The organism is Nocardiopsis terrae, assembly GCF_014651695.1.
In the GTDB taxonomy this organism is placed as follows: domain Bacteria; phylum Actinomycetota; class Actinomycetes; order Streptosporangiales; family Streptosporangiaceae; genus Nocardiopsis; species Nocardiopsis terrae.
Genome location: NZ_BMXJ01000007.1, coordinates 35,708 through 51,226 on the forward strand (window position 1 = coordinate 35,708; position 15,519 = coordinate 51,226).

General features: G+C 71.6%; 19 protein-coding genes and 1 pseudogene. 12 read left to right on the forward strand and 8 right to left on the reverse strand.

All coding sequences use genetic code 11. The features are described 5' to 3' along the window. The first annotated feature begins 84 nt into the window (after nt 1-84). Nucleotides 85-921 (forward strand): annotated as a pseudogene (locus IE195_RS26725) (TIGR02452 family protein). Between the two features lie 10 nt (nt 922-931). Further along, nucleotides 932-1,399, forward strand: coding sequence for a GNAT family N-acetyltransferase (locus tag IE195_RS20095; RefSeq protein ID WP_191273837.1), 468 nt, complete (start codon nt 932-934; stop codon nt 1,397-1,399). A 72-nt stretch (nt 1,400-1,471) separates the two neighbouring features. Here IE195_RS20095 and IE195_RS20100 read toward each other — a convergent pair whose 3' ends face one another. Further along, the gene (locus IE195_RS20100) at nt 1,472-2,098 is read right to left on the reverse strand and encodes a MerR family transcriptional regulator (RefSeq protein ID WP_191273839.1); all 627 of its coding nucleotides are present in this window, start codon (nt 2,096-2,098) and stop codon (nt 1,472-1,474) included. Between the two features lie 102 nt (nt 2,099-2,200). On the opposite strand from IE195_RS20100, the gene IE195_RS20105 reads away from it, so the two are divergent. The 5 genes from IE195_RS20105 to IE195_RS20125 all read left to right on the forward strand — a co-directional run bounded on the left by IE195_RS20105 (nt 2,201) and on the right by IE195_RS20125 (nt 5,697). Then, nucleotides 2,201-3,235 (forward strand): hypothetical protein, encoded by a 1,035-nt coding sequence (locus tag IE195_RS20105; protein ID WP_225942290.1) that lies wholly within the window; start codon nt 2,201-2,203, stop codon nt 3,233-3,235. Next, nucleotides 3,172-3,423 carry a Smr/MutS family protein gene (locus IE195_RS20110; RefSeq protein ID WP_191273841.1) on the forward strand — a complete coding sequence of 84 codons (252 nt, stop codon included), beginning with the start codon at nt 3,172-3,174 and terminating at the stop codon, nt 3,421-3,423. Before IE195_RS20105 ends, IE195_RS20110 begins: the two co-directional genes overlap by 64 nt. Before the next feature lie 70 nt (nt 3,424-3,493). After that, nucleotides 3,494-3,823, forward strand: a complete 330-nt coding sequence (locus IE195_RS20115) for a plasmid mobilization protein (protein ID WP_191273843.1) — start codon at nt 3,494-3,496, stop codon at nt 3,821-3,823. Then, nucleotides 3,820-4,305, forward strand: coding sequence for a hypothetical protein (locus tag IE195_RS20120; RefSeq protein ID WP_191273845.1), 486 nt, complete (start codon nt 3,820-3,822; stop codon nt 4,303-4,305). The genes IE195_RS20115 and IE195_RS20120 overlap by 4 nt, the downstream gene beginning before the upstream one ends. Nucleotides 4,306-4,587: 282 nt before the next feature. Further along, entirely contained in the window at nt 4,588-5,697 is a 1,110-nt protein-coding gene (locus IE195_RS20125; RefSeq protein WP_191273847.1) for a Kelch repeat-containing protein, read from the forward strand. 12 nt (nt 5,698-5,709) lie between these two features. On the opposite strand, the gene IE195_RS20130 is transcribed toward IE195_RS20125, so the two are convergent. Next, on the reverse strand, nt 5,710-6,141 hold the full coding sequence (locus tag IE195_RS20130; RefSeq protein ID WP_191273849.1) for a DUF5946 family protein: 432 nt from the start codon (nt 6,139-6,141) through the stop codon (nt 5,710-5,712). A 149-nt stretch (nt 6,142-6,290) separates the two neighbouring features. Here IE195_RS20130 and IE195_RS20135 point away from each other — a divergent pair, with 149 nt between their 5' ends. After that, the gene (locus IE195_RS20135) at nt 6,291-6,809 is read left to right on the forward strand and encodes a GNAT family N-acetyltransferase (protein ID WP_191273851.1); all 519 of its coding nucleotides are present in this window, start codon (nt 6,291-6,293) and stop codon (nt 6,807-6,809) included. Nucleotides 6,810-6,835: 26 nt separating this feature from the next. On the opposite strand, the gene IE195_RS20140 is transcribed toward IE195_RS20135, so the two are convergent. After that, nucleotides 6,836-7,075: a winged helix-turn-helix domain-containing protein gene (locus IE195_RS20140; protein ID WP_191273853.1), complete on the reverse strand. Its 240-nt coding sequence runs from the start codon at nt 7,073-7,075 to the stop codon at nt 6,836-6,838. A 166-nt stretch (nt 7,076-7,241) separates the two neighbouring features. Next, nucleotides 7,242-7,508 (reverse strand): GntR family transcriptional regulator, encoded by a 267-nt coding sequence (locus tag IE195_RS20145; RefSeq protein WP_191273855.1) that lies wholly within the window; start codon nt 7,506-7,508, stop codon nt 7,242-7,244. 163 nt (nt 7,509-7,671) lie between these two features. On the opposite strand from IE195_RS20145, the gene IE195_RS20150 reads away from it, so the two are divergent. Both IE195_RS20150 and IE195_RS20155 read left to right on the forward strand, forming a co-directional pair. Next, nucleotides 7,672-8,094, forward strand: a complete 423-nt coding sequence (locus IE195_RS20150; protein WP_191273857.1) for a hypothetical protein — start codon at nt 7,672-7,674, stop codon at nt 8,092-8,094. Between the two features lie 88 nt (nt 8,095-8,182). Then, entirely contained in the window at nt 8,183-8,497 is a 315-nt protein-coding gene (locus IE195_RS20155) for a hypothetical protein (protein ID WP_229826335.1), read from the forward strand. A 61-nt stretch (nt 8,498-8,558) separates the two neighbouring features. On the opposite strand, the gene IE195_RS20160 is transcribed toward IE195_RS20155, so the two are convergent. Next, entirely contained in the window at nt 8,559-9,932 is a 1,374-nt protein-coding gene (locus tag IE195_RS20160) for an alpha/beta hydrolase domain-containing protein (protein ID WP_191273862.1), read from the reverse strand. A gap of 128 nt (nt 9,933-10,060) precedes the next feature. Then, nucleotides 10,061-10,999, reverse strand: a complete 939-nt coding sequence (locus tag IE195_RS20165) for a PfkB family carbohydrate kinase (protein WP_191273864.1) — start codon at nt 10,997-10,999, stop codon at nt 10,061-10,063. A gap of 207 nt (nt 11,000-11,206) precedes the next feature. Between IE195_RS20165 and IE195_RS20170 the strand changes: the two genes are divergently transcribed. Further along, the gene (locus IE195_RS20170) at nt 11,207-12,043 is read left to right on the forward strand and encodes a VOC family protein (RefSeq protein WP_191273866.1); all 837 of its coding nucleotides are present in this window, start codon (nt 11,207-11,209) and stop codon (nt 12,041-12,043) included. Between the two features lie 65 nt (nt 12,044-12,108). Continuing rightward, a complete protein-coding gene (locus tag IE195_RS20175; RefSeq protein WP_191273868.1) occupies nt 12,109-12,903 on the forward strand; it encodes a VOC family protein in 795 nt (264 codons plus the stop codon). 61 nt (nt 12,904-12,964) lie between these two features. On the opposite strand, the gene IE195_RS20180 is transcribed toward IE195_RS20175, so the two are convergent. Next, nucleotides 12,965-14,536 (reverse strand): long-chain-fatty-acid--CoA ligase, encoded by a 1,572-nt coding sequence (locus IE195_RS20180; protein WP_191273870.1) that lies wholly within the window; start codon nt 14,534-14,536, stop codon nt 12,965-12,967. A gap of 92 nt (nt 14,537-14,628) precedes the next feature. Continuing rightward, nucleotides 14,629-15,519: an amidohydrolase family protein gene (locus tag IE195_RS20185; protein ID WP_191273873.1), complete on the reverse strand. Its 891-nt coding sequence runs from the start codon at nt 15,517-15,519 to the stop codon at nt 14,629-14,631.

Genomic DNA, 15,519 nt, shown 5'->3' on the forward strand with positions numbered 1-15,519 from the left:
CTGCCCCGGGCCCTCCGCGGCGGTAAACCCCCTGGGGCGGCGGGGCGGAGCGATAGCTTCGTGCCCCTACGGGAGGAGGCCGGTGTGTCGCAGCGGTTGCGTGAGGTGTGGAACCGGACCAGGGAGGCCTGTGAACGTGGGAGCTACCGTGTGGGCGGCCGGGATGTGGACCTGACCGGTCTGTTGGCGGTGATGCGCACGGGGACGCGGCTCCACCTGCCGGAGGATACGGCCGGGGCGGTCGTTCCGGAGGGCGGGCACCACACCCGGTTCGAGGTCACCGGTGAGAGCACCCTGGAGGCGGTCCGGCGGTTGGCGGGGAGGGGCCGGAGCCGCTCCGGGTGGCGGCGCTGAACTTCGCCTCGGCCCGCAAACCCGGCGGTGGCGTACTCAACGGGGCGCAGGCCCAGGAGGAGAGCCTGGCCCGGTCCAGCGCGCTGTACGCTCCCTGACCCGGTGCCCGGAGTACTACGAGTACCACCGGGCGGAGCGGGGGCTGCTCTACACGGACCGGGTGATCTGGTCGCCGAGTGTCCCGGTGTACCGGGACGACCGCGCCGGGTGGCTGGCCGAGACGGTGGCCGTCGACTTCCTCACCGCGGCTGCGCCCAACCGGCGGATGATCGAACGCGACCAGCCCGAACTGTCCTCCCGGGTGCCGGGGGCGCTCGACCGGCGAGCTCGCGCGGTGCTGGCCGTCGCCGCCCACCACGGCACCGAGCGGTTGGTCCTGGGGCGTGGGGCTGCGGCGTCTTCGGCAACCGTCCGTCGGAGGTGGCCGAGGTGTTTGCCGGACCTCTCCGGGGGGAGTTCGAGGGGGTGTTCGCCAGGGTCGTGTTCGCGGTGCTCGACCGCGACGGGGAGGTACGGCGGCCCTTCGAGGAGCGCTTCGGGGAGTACCCCGAGGGGCGCGTGAGCTGAGGGTGGCGTTATGGAGGAGAAACCGGACGCGGACGGCGTGCGGATCAGGGCGGCGGTGCCGCAGGACCACGGGCGGATCCTCGCGGTCTGTGACGACTGGTGGGGCAAACCGGTCGCGCACATCCTCCCGAGGCTGTTCCTCGACCACTTCCACACCACCAGCCTCACCGCGGAGGCCGAGGGCGCGCTGGCCGGTTTCCTGGTGGGTTTCCCCTCGCCCGCCCGGCCCGAGGAGGCCTACGTGCACTTCACCGCGGTGTCCCCGGACCACCGGGGTAGCGGGCTGGGCCGACGGATGTACCGGAGGTTCGCCGGGGCGGCCCGGGCGGAGGGCCGTTCGGTGGTGCGGGCGGTCACCGCACCGACCAACGACCGCTCGATCGCCTTCCACCGGTCGCTCGGCTTCACCGTGACCGGACCGCACACCGACCACGACGGCCCCGGCGTGGACCGGATGTGCTTCGAACTGCGCCTCTGAGGACGACCGGTCCCGGGCCCGGTGCGATGGCCGGGACGGGCCCGGAGGACGCGGGGCGGTGCGGGTTCCGGCTCAGCCCCCGTGGCGGCGGCGGGCCTCGCTCGCCTGGGCGAGGCGGCGCAGGGAGGCCAGGAGCCGTTCCCCCAGCACGGTGCCGACCACCACGGTCCTCAGGACACCGTCCAGGTTGGTGACGCCCTCCACGTAGTCGTGGTCCAGCCGGGCGGTCTGTCCGGCGGCGTCGGCGTAGCCGTCGAGCCACTCCGGGGTGAGCTCGAAGCCGGAGCCCTCCAGGGCTGCCATCACCCGGGCCAGCTCCTCGCGCAGGGCGGAGCCCGGGTGGACGTGCCAGCCGTGCCGTTCGGCCAGGGCGTCCGCGGCGGCCAGGTCCTCCTCGCTCACGTCGCCGCCGTCCCCGGGACCGCCGTCGACCCTCTTCAGGGTGAGGCCCATGAGGTCGCCGAGTTCGGGGCGCTGGTCGCCGTCGATCACCTGGAGGAGGTCCCGGGTGGCGGCGACGGAGAGCCCGCCGACCTCCGTGAGCGCGCCGATCAGGCGGAGCCGGTCCAGGTGGCTCTCGTCGTAACGGGCCTGGTTGGGGCTGGTGAGCTCGCCGCGGTGCAGGAGCCCCTCCCGCACGTAGTACTTGATGGTCGGTACGGAGACTCCAGAGCGTTCGCTCAGTTCCGAGATGCGCATGCCGTTCCTTCGGGGGCGGAGGCCCCTTGCGCCCGCGCCCCAAACTATGGATAGTTAGCTTATCCGTAGTGGATAGTGTGAGTATCTACCTGAGGGGTCCTCATGTTACCGTCGTCCGCCGCCCGGGGGTTCCGGGCAGCTCACCACTGGCACCGGCCGCTCATGGCGGCCGCCTACGCCTGCGTCCTCCTCCTCGCCGTGAGCGCGGTCGGCCTGGCCGTCGACGACCGTGTCGTCAACGGTGAGGCGGCCTGGCTGAAACCGTTCAAGTTCTCGCTGTCGATCATCGTCTACAACGCCACCCTCGCCTGGCTGCTCTCTCTGGTCGTCCGCTGGCGGCGGGCGGGCTGGTGGCTCGGGGCGGTGGTCGCGGCCATGTCCCTGGGGGAGATGGCGCTGATCATCACCCAGGTGGCCCGGGGCGAGATGAGCCACTTCAACAACTCGACCGCGTTCGATTCCGCCGTCTACACGGTCATGGGCACCATGATCACCGTGCTGTGGGCGGCGACCTTCGCCATCGGGGCGATCCTCCTGTTCCAGCGGATCCGTGAGCGCTCCACCGGCTGGGCGATCCGGATCGGGGTGGGGATCGCGCTCCTGGGGATGGGCGTGGGGCCCCTCATGACCAGCCCGACCCCGGCCCAACTGGAGGAGTCCTCCGGGGGAGTCCCGGACGTCGTCGGCGCGCACACGGTCGGCCCGGCCGACGGCGGCCCCGGCCTGCCCCTCGTCGGATGGAGCACGGTCGGCGGAGACCTGCGGGTCGGCCACTTCCTGGGCATCCACGGGCTCCAGGTCATGGTCCTGCTCGTGCTGGTCCTGGGCGTCCTCTCGGCCCGGTTCCCCCGCCTGCGTGACGACGGCACGCGCCGCCGCCTGGTGGCCGTGGTCGGCGCCGCCTACACGGGCCTGACCGCGCTGACCGTCTGGCAGGCCCTGCGCGGCCAGTCCGTGGTCTCCCCCGACGCGCTCACCCTCGCCGCCGGCGGAGCGGTCACCGTTCTCGCCGTTCCGGGGCTGGTGTGGGCCCTGCGCGTATCATCCGGGCAGGCGGACCGGGAGGACGAAGAGTGCGACTCAAACTCGACCTGCACGACATCTTCAACAAGGGGCGGAGCATCGACCAGGCCCTGAACGACATCATGGACGAGGCCGAGCGCAAGAAGGCCAAGACCGTGGAGATCATCCCGGGCAAGGGTTCGGGCCAGTTGAAGAAGCGGGTGCTGCGCTTCCTCGACCGCAAGGACGTCAAGGCGCGCTACCACCGGGTCGAGAAGGACTCGAGGAACTTCGGTCGGCTGTTCATCCACTTCAGGCACTGATGTGGGGGCGGAGAATCCTGACGCTCAGTGCTTGGTGGACATTGCGTAATACTCGTATTACGATCGTGGCATGGCGAAGGTGAGAATCAGTATCAGCCTTGACCCGGACGAAGCCGAGCGCGTCAGGTCACACGCGGACCGTGCGGGGATGGACGTGTCGTCCTACTTCGTCAACGCCGCGATTCGCCAGATGGGCGATGCTGAGTTGGCCGAGGCGGAGTTCGCGGGTGTCGACGCGCTGATCGCCGATGCCGAAGGGCGAGCCGAGCACTACGGGTCTGTTGACGAGACCGGTGATGACTCTCTGAACGCGGATGAGCGCCGTGAGGTCGACGAGGCGATGAGCCTGGTCTACGGTGCTGGGGAAACCCGGACCCGAAGCCGGGGCGAGGTGGCGTGAGCGCTCGCGTACCCGTCTACGACACGGGGATGCTCATCGCTTTGGCGGCGCGTAAGTCCAAGGCGGTACAGATGCACCGCGGGCTCGTACGGTCCCCGCACCGCCCCGTGATCACCGGTCCTGTCCTGGCTCAGGTGTGGCGCCCGGATCCTGCGACCGTGCACGCCATGAGCGCGGTCCTGAAGGAGTGCACGGTTCCCCAAGCCCGGTCGTCTCCAGCTGCCTTGCGGCCCACGAGCGCGGGACAGCCGGAGTGCATCGCGTGTGCGGCCGCTCCGGACATCACCGATTGGCGGCGTATCGGTGCGGTCCTGGGGGTGGCGGCCCTCCCCGCGAAGAAGCGTCCGGACGCGGTGGACGCCCTTGTCGCCTGGACGGCCGTGAAGCACCGAAGCGCCGTGGTGTTCACCAGTGACCCTGGTGACATCGCCGCGTACGTGGACGCGATCGGTGCCGATGACGTCCACTTGGTCACGGTATGAGCCCCATGGCTCCCGTGCGGGTCGTCGGTAGGTGTGCGCACTCACGTATTTCGGCCGGCTGTTCATCCACTTCAGGCACTGGCCTCCGGCGGCTCGACGGGTGAGGAGCACGAACGCCTGCTCCGCCCCGACCTCGACGTTCTGGTGCGCGCCCGGCCCGGGCCCCGGTCCGCCTCGCCCTTTCTGGTACTGGTGTGGGTACGACGGGTCGGCTCCGCAGAAGCAGGGCCTTCCGCCGTCTGCTTCCCCCTGCCATCCCCCATCGAATGTTGGAGCGATCGCATGCGCGTCACGGGCCGATCGGCGTCCCTCGCGGCCTGCCTGGCCGCAGCAGCCCTGGCGGCCACGGGTTGCACGGCGCTCAAGTCCGAGGAGTGGGACGTGGCCGTCTCCGTCGGTGAGTTGCCCCCGGCACCCTTCGGCACACGTGTCGACCACAGCTTCGTGTGGACCGGTGCGGAACTGTTCGTCTGGGGCGGGAGCAGCGATGGTCCCCACGCCGACGGCGCCGCCTACTCCCCGGACACCGACTCCTGGCGCGTGATCGCGGACGCGGACCTGGAAGCGCGCGCCCAACACACCACCGCGGTCCTCGGGGACCAGCGGGTACTCGTCTGGGGAGGCGTCACCGACACGTTCTCCGGGGACGAGGACGGCCGCATGGCCAGGGACGGTGCGATCTACGACCCCGGAGCCGACTCCTGGGAACCGATCGCCGACGCTCCGGAGGCGAGGGACCTGGCACCGGTCACCGTGGCGGGCGACCACGTCGTCTTCGGGGGAGGCGGCTACGAGGGCGATCTCCTGGTGTACTCGCTGCAGGACGACACCTGGAACTCCGTTCCGGTGACCGGTGCCGGGGAGCGGTTCCGGATGTTCGACCTGGTGGCCGTCGACGACGAGGTCGTTCTGGCCGGGGCCTCGTCCGACCGCATGTTCACCGGGCGGTTCCGGGTGGGTGACACGAGCGCGCCCATGGCCGAGTTCGTGGACGTCGAGGACCCGTACGGGGCGTACCTCGGACTGGCGGCCCTTCCGGGGGACGGGGCGCTCCTGGCGGTCGATGAGGGCCGCGACGGGCACCTGTACGAGCTCGACGGTCCGGGGCAGGCCGCGACGGTGCACGACGCCGGTGCTTTCCAGCCGCCGGTGTACCCGGTCTCCTACCCCCTGCTGTCGGGGGAGATGGCCTTCGTGGAGGGGCTGGGCGTGCTCTCGACCAACGCCGGTGAGTTCAGCGTGTGGGACGCGGACACCGGCCTGACCCACTGGTCCGGGCACGAGGCACTCGACGGCTACTGCGGCCCCGTCGAACCCGTCGGCGCGGAGGTCCTGATCGGTTGGGGCGGCCGGTGCGAGACCGGCGGGGTCAGGATCGACCTGCGAGCCTAGGCTCCCGGGCGGTCAGCCCCGCCACGCGGCCAGTGTCGCCTCCGACCAGGCGCGGACACGTTCGGGGTGGCCCTCGGCGGGGAAGGCGCCGTCCGCCGCGACCTCCGCGACGGTGAACGCGAACCCCGTGGGAGCCCTTGGGCCGGGAGTGTCGTCCGTCCGGTCCCGCCGCAGCACCCGGTGGGAGTTGGCGCGCCGGGCGTGCTCGGTCAGCCGGGTCGCAGCCTCGGCCCCGCCCCCGACGTAGGCCCGTAGTAGTTCCAGCAGGAAGGTGTGCGAGCCCTCGGTGAGGGAGGCCGGGTGCTGGAGGCGGTAACAGGCGACGGCGACGCCGTGCAGCGGCCCCCACGGTTCCTGGCGGGAGTGGTCCAGGGCCAGCAGCCGTCCGAACAGTTCCTCGCACGGGACCTCACCGGCGGCCCTGCATTCCGGGCAGGTGTCCATTCCTGAATACTTTCGCACGTGCCCCGGGAACGCGAGCAGTTTTCGCGCGGCACCGGATCAGGAGGGGCTGTCGGGGTTGACGCGGGTGTGGCCGCAGGAAGAGGCTTGCCGTCTCTTCGTCTGATTCCGACACCGACCGGGGCGACGCCGTGGGCGGGAAGCAGGCCGTGGTCGAGACCGGGCGGCTACGGCTGGAGCCCCTGGCGGCCGGGCACGCCGACGACGTGGTTGAGCTGTTCGGCGACCCCGCGATGAGCGCCCATCTCGGCGCGGACCTCTCGACGGGCGGACTGGCCCGGACCATGGTCGACAACCGGCTGGCCTACGACGGGCCCCCGGAGCTCGGCCACTGGGCGATCCTCGGCCAGGGGCGGGTGGTCGGCCTGGCGCATCTGCGGCCCTCCCGGGAACTCCCGGGGGACCTGCCGGAGATCGGTTGGTACCTGGGCCGCCGGTACGGGGGGAGGGGGCTGGCGACCGAAGCCGCGCGGGCCCTGCTGCACCACGGACTGGACGGGCTCGGGCTCGCCTCGGTCTGGGCGCTGGTCCACGTCGACAACGTTCCCAGCCTCCGGTTGGCCGAGCGGCTGGGCTTCCTCCCCGTGGGCGAGGGTTTCCACTACGGCGGCCCGCACCGGGTCCACGTCGCCCTGCCCGACCGCGTCTGAGCACGGGGCCGCGTACGCCTGCGCGGTCAGACGACGAAGGTCCCCTTGCCGGGGAGCGTCTTGACCAGTTCCCTGTCGCGGAGTTCCTTCGTCGCGCGCCGTGCGGTTCCCACGGCAACGCCGTAGGTCTCCGCGAGCTCCCGCTCTCCGGGAAGCTTCGCCCCGGAGGGAAGGTCACCGGAGGCGATACGTGCTGCCACATGGTCGGCGAGCCCGGCGTAGACGTAGCTGTCCGGGGACGGGTCGAAGTCTGGAACCTCAGTCATGGGAGCACCGTAGGACGTCCGTGAGCCTGGTGAAACTCCCGGCAGCTTCATAACGCTATGAATCGGCATGAAGCTCGCAGGTCGGAGGCGCAACTGCAGATACTGGTTGCTGACCACCCAGAGGGCTTCGTCTGCTGGCAGTGCGGAACGTCAGGGGACAGGCGCCTCAGCCCTCAGCTTCCGGTCGCTCCGAAACATAGGACCCGCGTTGCGGGACGGTGTACACGTCGCCCTCCTCCACGAGGACCGCCATCGCGCGTCGGACGGTCGAGCGAGCCAGGCCGAACTCCTGCACAAGATCTTTTTCCGTGGCGATGCGTTGGCCGGGCGCCCAGTCGCCGCGAGCGATGCGCGCCCGGATGATGCCCGCCAACTGGCGATACGGCGTTACGGGGCCGTCGTGCTGGATCTCTGCGTCGGGATCAAACGTCATGCTCCGAAGCTATTCGTGCCTAGTCAAGGCGATCCCAAGAGATACAAGGCTAGACGTATCGATGCGAGTCGATGCACTAAGAAGGTCCGCGCATAGCGGGACCCCGGCGGCGTGCTACCAACACGCCCCGGGGCCGTGGCCGACCTGATGAAAGCAGGACGACATGCCCAACCCTATTGCTTTGCTGTGCCTGATTTTTCGCACGGTCCGTCCCACCAGGGGTGCGCACACGAGCCCCTACGGATACCTCCGCGAACTGCTCGCGGAGCTCCGCCGCAACCGTGCGCGTCGGGTGCGCCGCTATGCGGAAACAGTCCCTTTCATCGCTGACACCGGACCGAGTACGGAACCGGCCCCGCCCGTCCCCGCTCCGCGCCAGCCCGCCGACGACCTGCGGCGCACGCTGGTTCCCGTTCCCGCCGACCACGGCCCCCGGGTGGGCCCGTACGCCGTGCAGGCTCCGGCCGACCTCGTGCGGGGCTACTACCGCGAGTGGGAGCGCGAGGACGCACTCCGCCGATTGGACCGGTCCCGGCCGGGTGTGGCCGTGCTCCACACCATCGCTGAGCACGGGGAGGCCGCATGACGACCGCGAACCACGGCGCTCACGAGCTCGACAGCACGGGCACGGGGCTTGGGGCCCCGAGCTCCCGACGGACATCATGGTGGCGGAGGTGTCCCGCTTGCTCGCGACGCCCGGGACTTACGGGGACAGTGCGGCCAACCTCCGCCGCGCCGACAGTGCGTTCGACGTCCTCGACCGACTGATGCGCGACGGCGCCCCACTCCCGTCCCGCTGGCCGGTGGAACGGGACGGGAACGGACACGAACACGTGACCGTGCTCTATGACTCCGTGTCCGAGTCGCTCCGCGAGGTGGGCGGGCCCTTGCGGTCCTTCGCCTCGCTGCGCCGCGCGGTCGCGGACTGGCACGAGCTCGACACCGTGCTGCGCTCAGGGGGACCGCTCCCCGAACCCTGGCAGCGGTAGCCGCCCGGGAGAGGGGTCCCGCCGGCACCACAGCCGGCGGGCCCCTCTCCCATCGGTCGGGCTACCACCAGGGGTAGCTGGCCTCCAGCGCACTCCTACGGGACTCGTGCGCGTCCTCGTGCCGGATGTAGCCCTCGCGCCGGGCCTCGTTCACGGTCTGGAGCACCTGGGCGGCGTACCCTCCCCGGCGCGGGTACAGCTCCCGCAGGGTCTCCTCCTCGAAGGGGACGTGGGTGCCCAGCAGGACGCAGAACGGGTCGCCGGTGTTGTCGCCGTGGTTGAGCGCGGTGGCGACCTCGTGTTCCACCAGCCGGATCCCGCCGAGTTGGTTGCCGTGCTCGTCACGGTTCGCCGTGGTGGCGTCGTCCCACTCCAGGCGCGGCGCCACCGGGGGCGCCGTACCGCCCTCGACCCAGTCGATCACGTGGTCGTAGGCCGCGTTCAGCACGTAGTGGAACGGGACCCGGCTGTACGGGGGCCGGTCGCACCGCTGCGGTTCGGTCCCCGGGTTCTCCCGGGCGATGAGCGGGGCGAAGGTGCGGTACTCGGTGTGGCCCACGTGCGCGGTCCCGGCGACCTCCCATCGGCGGAAGTGCTCCGAGTCCGGCTCCCGGCTCTGGGCCCTGAACCGGACGTCGGTCTCCGCTATGAGCCGCATGACCGGTGTGGTGCTCTCGTCCAGCGCGGTCGAGGCCCCGTGGATCACGAAGGCGTCGACGGCCTCGTGGTCGGGGTGGAACCGGTTGTGGTACTCGGCCAGGTACCCGGCCGACTGTGAGTGCCCGGTGGCGACGACCGTGTCGACGCCGAACCCGGGCAGCGGGTCGACGCCCAACGGCGCACGCAGGGCCCTCGCGGTCTGGGAGTAGATGTCGAACGCCGGGGCGTCGGACAGTTCCGGGCCCCCGACGGTCAGGTCCCCGTAACGGCCGGGGTCCCAGGCGCGGAGGGCGTCGACCCCGACCCACTGGGCGGAGAGCCCCACCCAGACGTGCCCCTCGTCCATGAAGTACTCGTGGGACAGGAACCAGTCGATCTCGATGTCCTGGCCGAAACTGACGTTGTTCCACTCCAGGAAGGCGGCTCCGCTGAAGTCGTCGGCTCGGGCGGGGCGCCGGACGACCATCCGGGTGAGGTAGGGGACGGGCCCCGCGTCGGGGTGTTCGGCGGTGCCTTCGAGGAGGAACTCCTCCTCGACGTAGTCGTGCGCGGCGAGGTCCGCCTCGATGGGGTCGCCCTCCTGGATCGGTGGGACCTCGGGGCCGTCGGCGGACATGAAGGGATAGGAGTCGGCGGTGACGGGGACCGGGCCGGACACGGTGGCGGTGGCGCCGTCCACGGGTTCGGCCCGGGCCGGTACCGCTCCGAGCAGACCGAGGGAGACGGTCGGTGCGAGCAGGAGGGCGCCGAAACGACGGGGGGATCGGGGGGACATCCGCAGGTTCACCTCAGGAGTGGTTCGGTGTTGCGTGGATGCTAGGCCGGGGTGTCCGGGGCGACAAGGAGTTACGGAGCCCGCTTTTCCTCCGCGGGCAGGACCGGTGGAAGCACCGATGGGGTCCGTCAGCGGAGCGCGAGGAACGCGGTGATCTCCTCCGCGGTGGGGGAGGTGGCCGGACCGCGCCGGGTGACGGCGAGAGCGGCGGCCGCGTTGGCGCGGCGGGCGGCCGCCAGCGGCGTCAGGCCCGAGGCCAGGGCGGCGGTGAACACGCCCACGTGGGCGTCGCCCGCACCGTTGGTGTCGACCGCGGTCACGGCGAAACCCGGGACCCGTCGGGGCACCGTACCCGCGGTGGCGACCAGGCAGCCCTCGGCGGAGTCGCGCAGGACCACCACCCCGGTCGGGCGGATCCGTTCGGACAGGAGCGCGGCGGCGTGTTCGAGGCCGTCGGCGTCGCGAGGGGCGACGCCGGTGACCGCGGCGGCCTCGGCGGCGCTGAGGCTGAGGACGTCGGTGCGGGCCAGCACCGGGCCCAGGGTTGCGGCGGGGATTTCACCCGCCACGGGGGCGGGGTCCAGCACAAGGCGGACCCCCTCCGGGAGCGATCCGATCCAGGTGGCCAGCTCGTCCGCGCGCGGCCCGGGCAGCAGCGAGTACCCCACCGTGTAGACGAAGTCCCCCTCCGCCGGGCACAGGGTGCGCAGGTCGGACAGGGGCAGGTCCGTCTCGGCGCCCAGGTGGGTGACGAAGGTGCGTTCCGCGGAGGAGTCGACCAGGGCCACACAGAAACCGGTGTCCTCGGGCCTGGGCGGGTGCGCCACCCCCACCCCCTCCCCGCGCAGGGCGGAGCGGACCGCATCCCCTCGGGGGCCGGTGCCGTGCGCCCCGCCGTAGACCACCTCCATGCCCGACCGGGCCGCGGCGGCGATCACGTTGAACCCGCCGCCCGGCAGGGTTCGGGCGGTGTCGGCGAACACGCCGCCGCCCCGTTCGGGCAGGGCGTCGACGGTCATGACGACGTCGATGATCACCGGTCCCACGTGGTGGAGGAGTCCTGACACGGCGGGGCCCTTTCGTCGGGTGCGGCCGGTGGCCGGGAGCGGTCTGCGGACGGGGCGGGCGGGTCCGCCACCGGATCATCCCGCATCATCGGCGACCGGTGTCCGGCGTCCGGGCTCAGGGCCGGTTGTCGAGTTTTTGCCGCGACGTTCCCGCACGGGAGCGGTGTCCGGCCCCAGACTCGGAGGAGAGCAGCGACGGGAGGCAGCATGATCACGACCGATTTCGTCACGGGCTCGCCCTGCTGGCTTGATCTGGGAGCCACGGACATCGAGGCCTCGGCCGACTTCTACGGGAGGGTGTTCGGCTGGCAGGCCGTGTCCGCGGGTGCCCGTATGGCCGGCTACAGGGTCATGAACTCCGACGGCGCCGCCGTGGCGGGGATCGGTCCGCGTATCGACGAGGACGAACCCCCCGAGTGGGGCGTACAGTTCTGGGTCCCCGACATCGAGGCCGCGGCCCTGCGGGCCCAGGAGCTCGGCGGGACGGTCCTGGTGGAGCCGACGGTGCTCTACGAGTTCGGCCAGCTGGCACACATCACCGACCCCCAGGGCGGCTGGTTCACGCTCTGGCAGCCCGGAACCTTCACCAGCGCGCAGGCCGTGGACCGGCCGAACACGCTCTGCTGGGTGGAGCTGTGGACACCCTCGGCGCAGGGTGCCAAGGAGTTCTACGGCGGTCTGTTCGGCTGGGAGTTCAAGGACGTCGAACTGCCCGGGGACCAGGGGACCTACTCGACGGTCCGCCCGGCGGGGCTGGGAGAGGACCGGTACTTCGGCGGACTGATGGACGTGGCGGCCGACCAGCTGCCGCAGGCCGAGGGGCGGGCCGACTGGCACCCGGTGTTCCAGGTCGCCGACTGCGACGAGGCCGTCGCCGCGGTCAAGACGGCCGGGGGCCGGGTGCACATGGGCCCCGAGGACGCGCCGGGGGTGGGGCGGCTGGCGGTGTGCTCCGACCCCTTCTCCGCCGGGTTCGTCGTGCTCGACCCGGGCGCGGGTCGGCTCCACCCGGAGGAGGGACTGGTGGGACCGGGCCGGTCCTGAGGGGGCGGCCCCGGACCGTCGGCGCCCCGGGGCACACTCGTGGGGAGTCACTACGGGAGGCAGGCATGATCACCACCGACTACGTGATCGGTTCGCCCTGTTGGGTCGAGCTGACCACCTCGGACGCGGACCGCGCGGTCGAGTTCTACGGGAGGGTGTTCGGCTGGACCGCCGAGTCGGCCGGACCGGACGCCGGCGGGTACCGGAAACTCCTGTACGAGGGGGCGCTGATCGGCGGGCTCGGGCCTCGGACGGACGCGGCCCAACCCGTCACCTGGTCGGTCTACCACAACACACCGGACCTGGAGATGTCCTTCCAACGGGCCCGGGAGCTCGGCGCGACCGCCCTCGTTGAACCCGTGGACGTGATGGGGCTGGGCCGGACGGCCCACCTGGCCGACCCGCAGGGCGGGACGGTCGCGCTCTGGGAGGCCGGAACACTGCCGGGCATGGAGCGGACCGACGACCCGAACACCGTCATGTGGACCGAGCTGTGGACGCCCTCGGCGCAGGGCGCCAAGGAGTTCTACGGCGCTCTGTTCGGCTGGGAGTTCAACGACGTCGGACTGCCCGGCGGCCAGGGCGTCTACTCGACGGTCCGCCCGGCGGGGCTGGGCGGGGACCGGTACTTCGGCGGGATCATGGGCGTCGCCCCGGCCGACCTGCCGCAGACGCAGGGGCGGGCCGACTGGCACCCGGTCTTCCACGCCGCCGACTGCGACAGGTCCGCCGCCGAGGCGGAGGCCGCCGGGGGCCGGGTGTACATGGGCCCGGACGACGTACCGGGGGTGGGCCGGCTGGCGATGTGCGCCGACCCCTCCTCCGCGGTGTTCGTCCTGCTCACCCCGGACCCCGGTTAGCCCGGGCAGCGGCCCCGCCGTCGTGCGTCGGGGCCGCCCCGGGACGGGCCGCCGCCGTCCCCTACTGCCGGGACACGGCGGAGGCGCCGCCGCGCAGTACGAACTTCTGGATCTTGCCGGTGGCGGTCTTGGGCAGCTGCCGGACGAACTCCACCTGGGTGGGGGCCTTGAAGTGCGCGAGGTTGTCGCGGGCGAAGGCGATGACCTCCTCCTCCGTCGCCGAGGCCCCCTCGCGCAGTACCACGGAGGCGCGCGGGGTCTCGCCCCAGCGTTCGTGCGGGACGCCCACGACCGCTGCCTCCAGCACCGCCGGGTGGCGCAGCAGGACCCCCTCCACCTCGACCGAGGAGATGTTCTCCCCGCCGGAGATGATCACGTCCTTGATGCGGTCCTGGATCTCCACGTAGCCGTCCGGGTGGGTGACGGCGGCGTCGCCGGTGCGGAACCAGCCGTCACCCATCGCCTTCCCGGTGGCCTCGGGGTCGTTGTAGTAGCCCTTCATCACGACGTTGCCGCGCACGGTGATCTGGCCGACCGTGGTCCCGTCCCAGGGCACCTCGGCACCGGACCCGTCGACCACGCGGAGCTCGCCGGAGGTGATCAGCTCGACGCCCTGGCGGGCCTTGACCGCACCGCGTTCGCGTACGGGCAGGTCCCGGTGCTCGGGGCGGGGTTCGCAGACGGTGATGAAGGGCGTGGTCTCGGTGAGCCCGTACACGTGGGTGACGGTCCAGCCGAAGTCCTCCTCCAGCCGCTCGATGGTCTCGGCCGCGGGCGAGGCTCCGGCGGTGACCACGTGCACCCCGGCGGGAACGGGGCCGCGGGTGGCGTCGGGGGTGTTGGAGAGCATGATCAGCACCGTGGGGGCCGCGCACAGCCAGGTGACCTCCTCGGTGCGGATCAGCTCGAACACCTTCGCCGGGTCCATGGCGGGCAGGCACACGTGGGTGCCTCCGGCCGCCGTGACCGTCCAGGTGTAGGTCCAGCCGTTGGCGTGGAACATCGGCAGGGTCCACAGGTACCTCTCGCCGAGCCCGATGCGCAGGTGCAGCAGGGTGCCCACCGAGTTCATGTACGCGTTGCGGTGGGTGATCATCACACCCTTGGGGCGGGCGGTGGTCCCCGAGGTGTAGTTGATGGTCAGCAGGTCCGTCTCCGCGATCTCCGGGCGTGTGAAGCCGGGGGCGGCCGCGGCGACCAGGGACTCGTAGTCCTCCCAGCCGGGGCGGGCGCCCTCCAGGGCCACGAACCGCTCCACGTCCGGCATCCGGTCGCGTACGCCGTCGACCGCGTCGAGCTGGTCGGAGTGCACGCACAGCACCTTGGCGCCGGAGTGGTTGACGATGTAGACGAAGTCGTCGGCGGTCAGGCGGAAGTTGACCGGGACGAGGACGGCGCCCAGTTGCGGCACCGCGTAGAAGGACTCCAGTTGCGCGTGGGTGTTGGGTGCGATGTAGGCGACCCGGTCGCCGTGCTCCACGCCCATGCCCTGGAGGGCGGACGACCAGCGGTCGCAGCGGTCGAAGAACTGTTCGTAGGTCAGCCGGAACTCCCTGTCGACCACCGCCTCACGCCGCGGGTACAGCCTGCGGGTGCGGCGGGCGAACTCCAGGGGGGTCAGGGTGAGTTCCATCGTGCCCTCTCTGTGTGGTGCTGCCTGTGGTGCTGTGACGGTGCGGTGCGTGGTGCGGCCCGGTGGCGCCGTGCCGGACGGGTCGTCCGGGTTCACAGCCCGAAGAGCCCGGCGGCGTTGTCGTGCAGGACCCCCCGGAGCCAGTCGGGGCCCAGGTCCAGTTCGGCCAGGACCCGGAGCTGCTCGCCGTAGGGGTAGGGGATGTTCGGGAAGTCGGTGCCCAGCAGGACCCGGTGCCCCAGGTCCCGGAGCCGGGGGAGTTCGGCCCGGGGGTAGGGGGCCAGGCGTTCGATGAACGGGGTGAACGCCATGGTGGTGTCCAGGTGGACGCGGTCGTACCGTTCGGCCAGGTCCAGGAAGGCCGAGTACTCGGGGGCGCCCGCGTGGGCGACCACGGCGGTCAGGTCCGGGTGGGCCCGGAGCACCTCGGAGAAGGGCGCGGGGCCGGTGAACTCACCGGGCAGGGGCCCGGAACCGCAGTGCACCACGACCGGGGTCCCGGAGTCGGCGAGGGCTCCCCAGACGTCGCTGAGCAGGGGGTCCCTCGGGTCGTAGGCGCCGACCTGGAGGTGGGCCTTGAAGATCCGCGCCCCCGCGCCGATCGCCTCGGCCACGTAGTCCCCGGCCCCGGGTTCGGGGAAGAAGGTGGCGCTGCGCAGCGAGTCGGGGTGATGGGCGGCGAAGTCGGCGGCCCAGTCGTTGAGCCAGCGGGCCATGCCGGGCCGGTGCGGGTAGGAGAGCGTGGTGAAGTACCGGACCCCGAACCCCCTCAGCAGGGCGACGCGCTCCTCCTGCGACTCCCGGTAGGTGATGGGCCAGACGCCCTCACCCAGGGCGTCGAAGTAGTCCCACACCCTGCGCAGGACGTTGGCGGGCATGAAGTGCGTGTGCACGTCCACGAGGCCGGGGAGCCCGAGGTCCTGCCAGAGCCGGCGGATCTCGGCGCTCTCGTCGGTCCCGGGAGGTGATGAGACTCCAGTCAC

Bases quoted from the DNA above. Each gene is read 5' to 3' on its own strand.
- IE195_RS20095 (WP_191273837.1), top strand. From the start codon at position 932: ATGGAGGAGAAACCGGACGCGGACGGCGTGCGGATCAGGGCGGCGGTG.
- IE195_RS20100 (WP_191273839.1), bottom strand. From the start codon at position 2,098: ATGCGCATCTCGGAACTGAGCGAACGCTCTGGAGTCTCCGTACCGACC.
- IE195_RS20105 (WP_225942290.1), top strand. From the start codon at position 2,201: ATGTTACCGTCGTCCGCCGCCCGGGGGTTCCGGGCAGCTCACCACTGG.
- IE195_RS20115 (WP_191273843.1), top strand. From the start codon at position 3,494: ATGGCGAAGGTGAGAATCAGTATCAGCCTTGACCCGGACGAAGCCGAG.
- IE195_RS20125 (WP_191273847.1), top strand. From the start codon at position 4,588: ATGCGCGTCACGGGCCGATCGGCGTCCCTCGCGGCCTGCCTGGCCGCA.
- IE195_RS20130 (WP_191273849.1), bottom strand. From the start codon at position 6,141: ATGGACACCTGCCCGGAATGCAGGGCCGCCGGTGAGGTCCCGTGCGAG.
- IE195_RS20140 (WP_191273853.1), bottom strand. From the start codon at position 7,075: ATGACTGAGGTTCCAGACTTCGACCCGTCCCCGGACAGCTACGTCTAC.
- IE195_RS20145 (WP_191273855.1), bottom strand. From the start codon at position 7,508: ATGACGTTTGATCCCGACGCAGAGATCCAGCACGACGGCCCCGTAACG.
- IE195_RS20150 (WP_191273857.1), top strand. From the start codon at position 7,672: ATGCCCAACCCTATTGCTTTGCTGTGCCTGATTTTTCGCACGGTCCGT.
- IE195_RS20160 (WP_191273862.1), bottom strand. From the start codon at position 9,932: ATGTCCCCCCGATCCCCCCGTCGTTTCGGCGCCCTCCTGCTCGCACCG.
- IE195_RS20170 (WP_191273866.1), top strand. From the start codon at position 11,207: ATGATCACGACCGATTTCGTCACGGGCTCGCCCTGCTGGCTTGATCTG.
- IE195_RS20175 (WP_191273868.1), top strand. From the start codon at position 12,109: ATGATCACCACCGACTACGTGATCGGTTCGCCCTGTTGGGTCGAGCTG.
- IE195_RS20180 (WP_191273870.1), bottom strand. From the start codon at position 14,536: ATGGAACTCACCCTGACCCCCCTGGAGTTCGCCCGCCGCACCCGCAGG.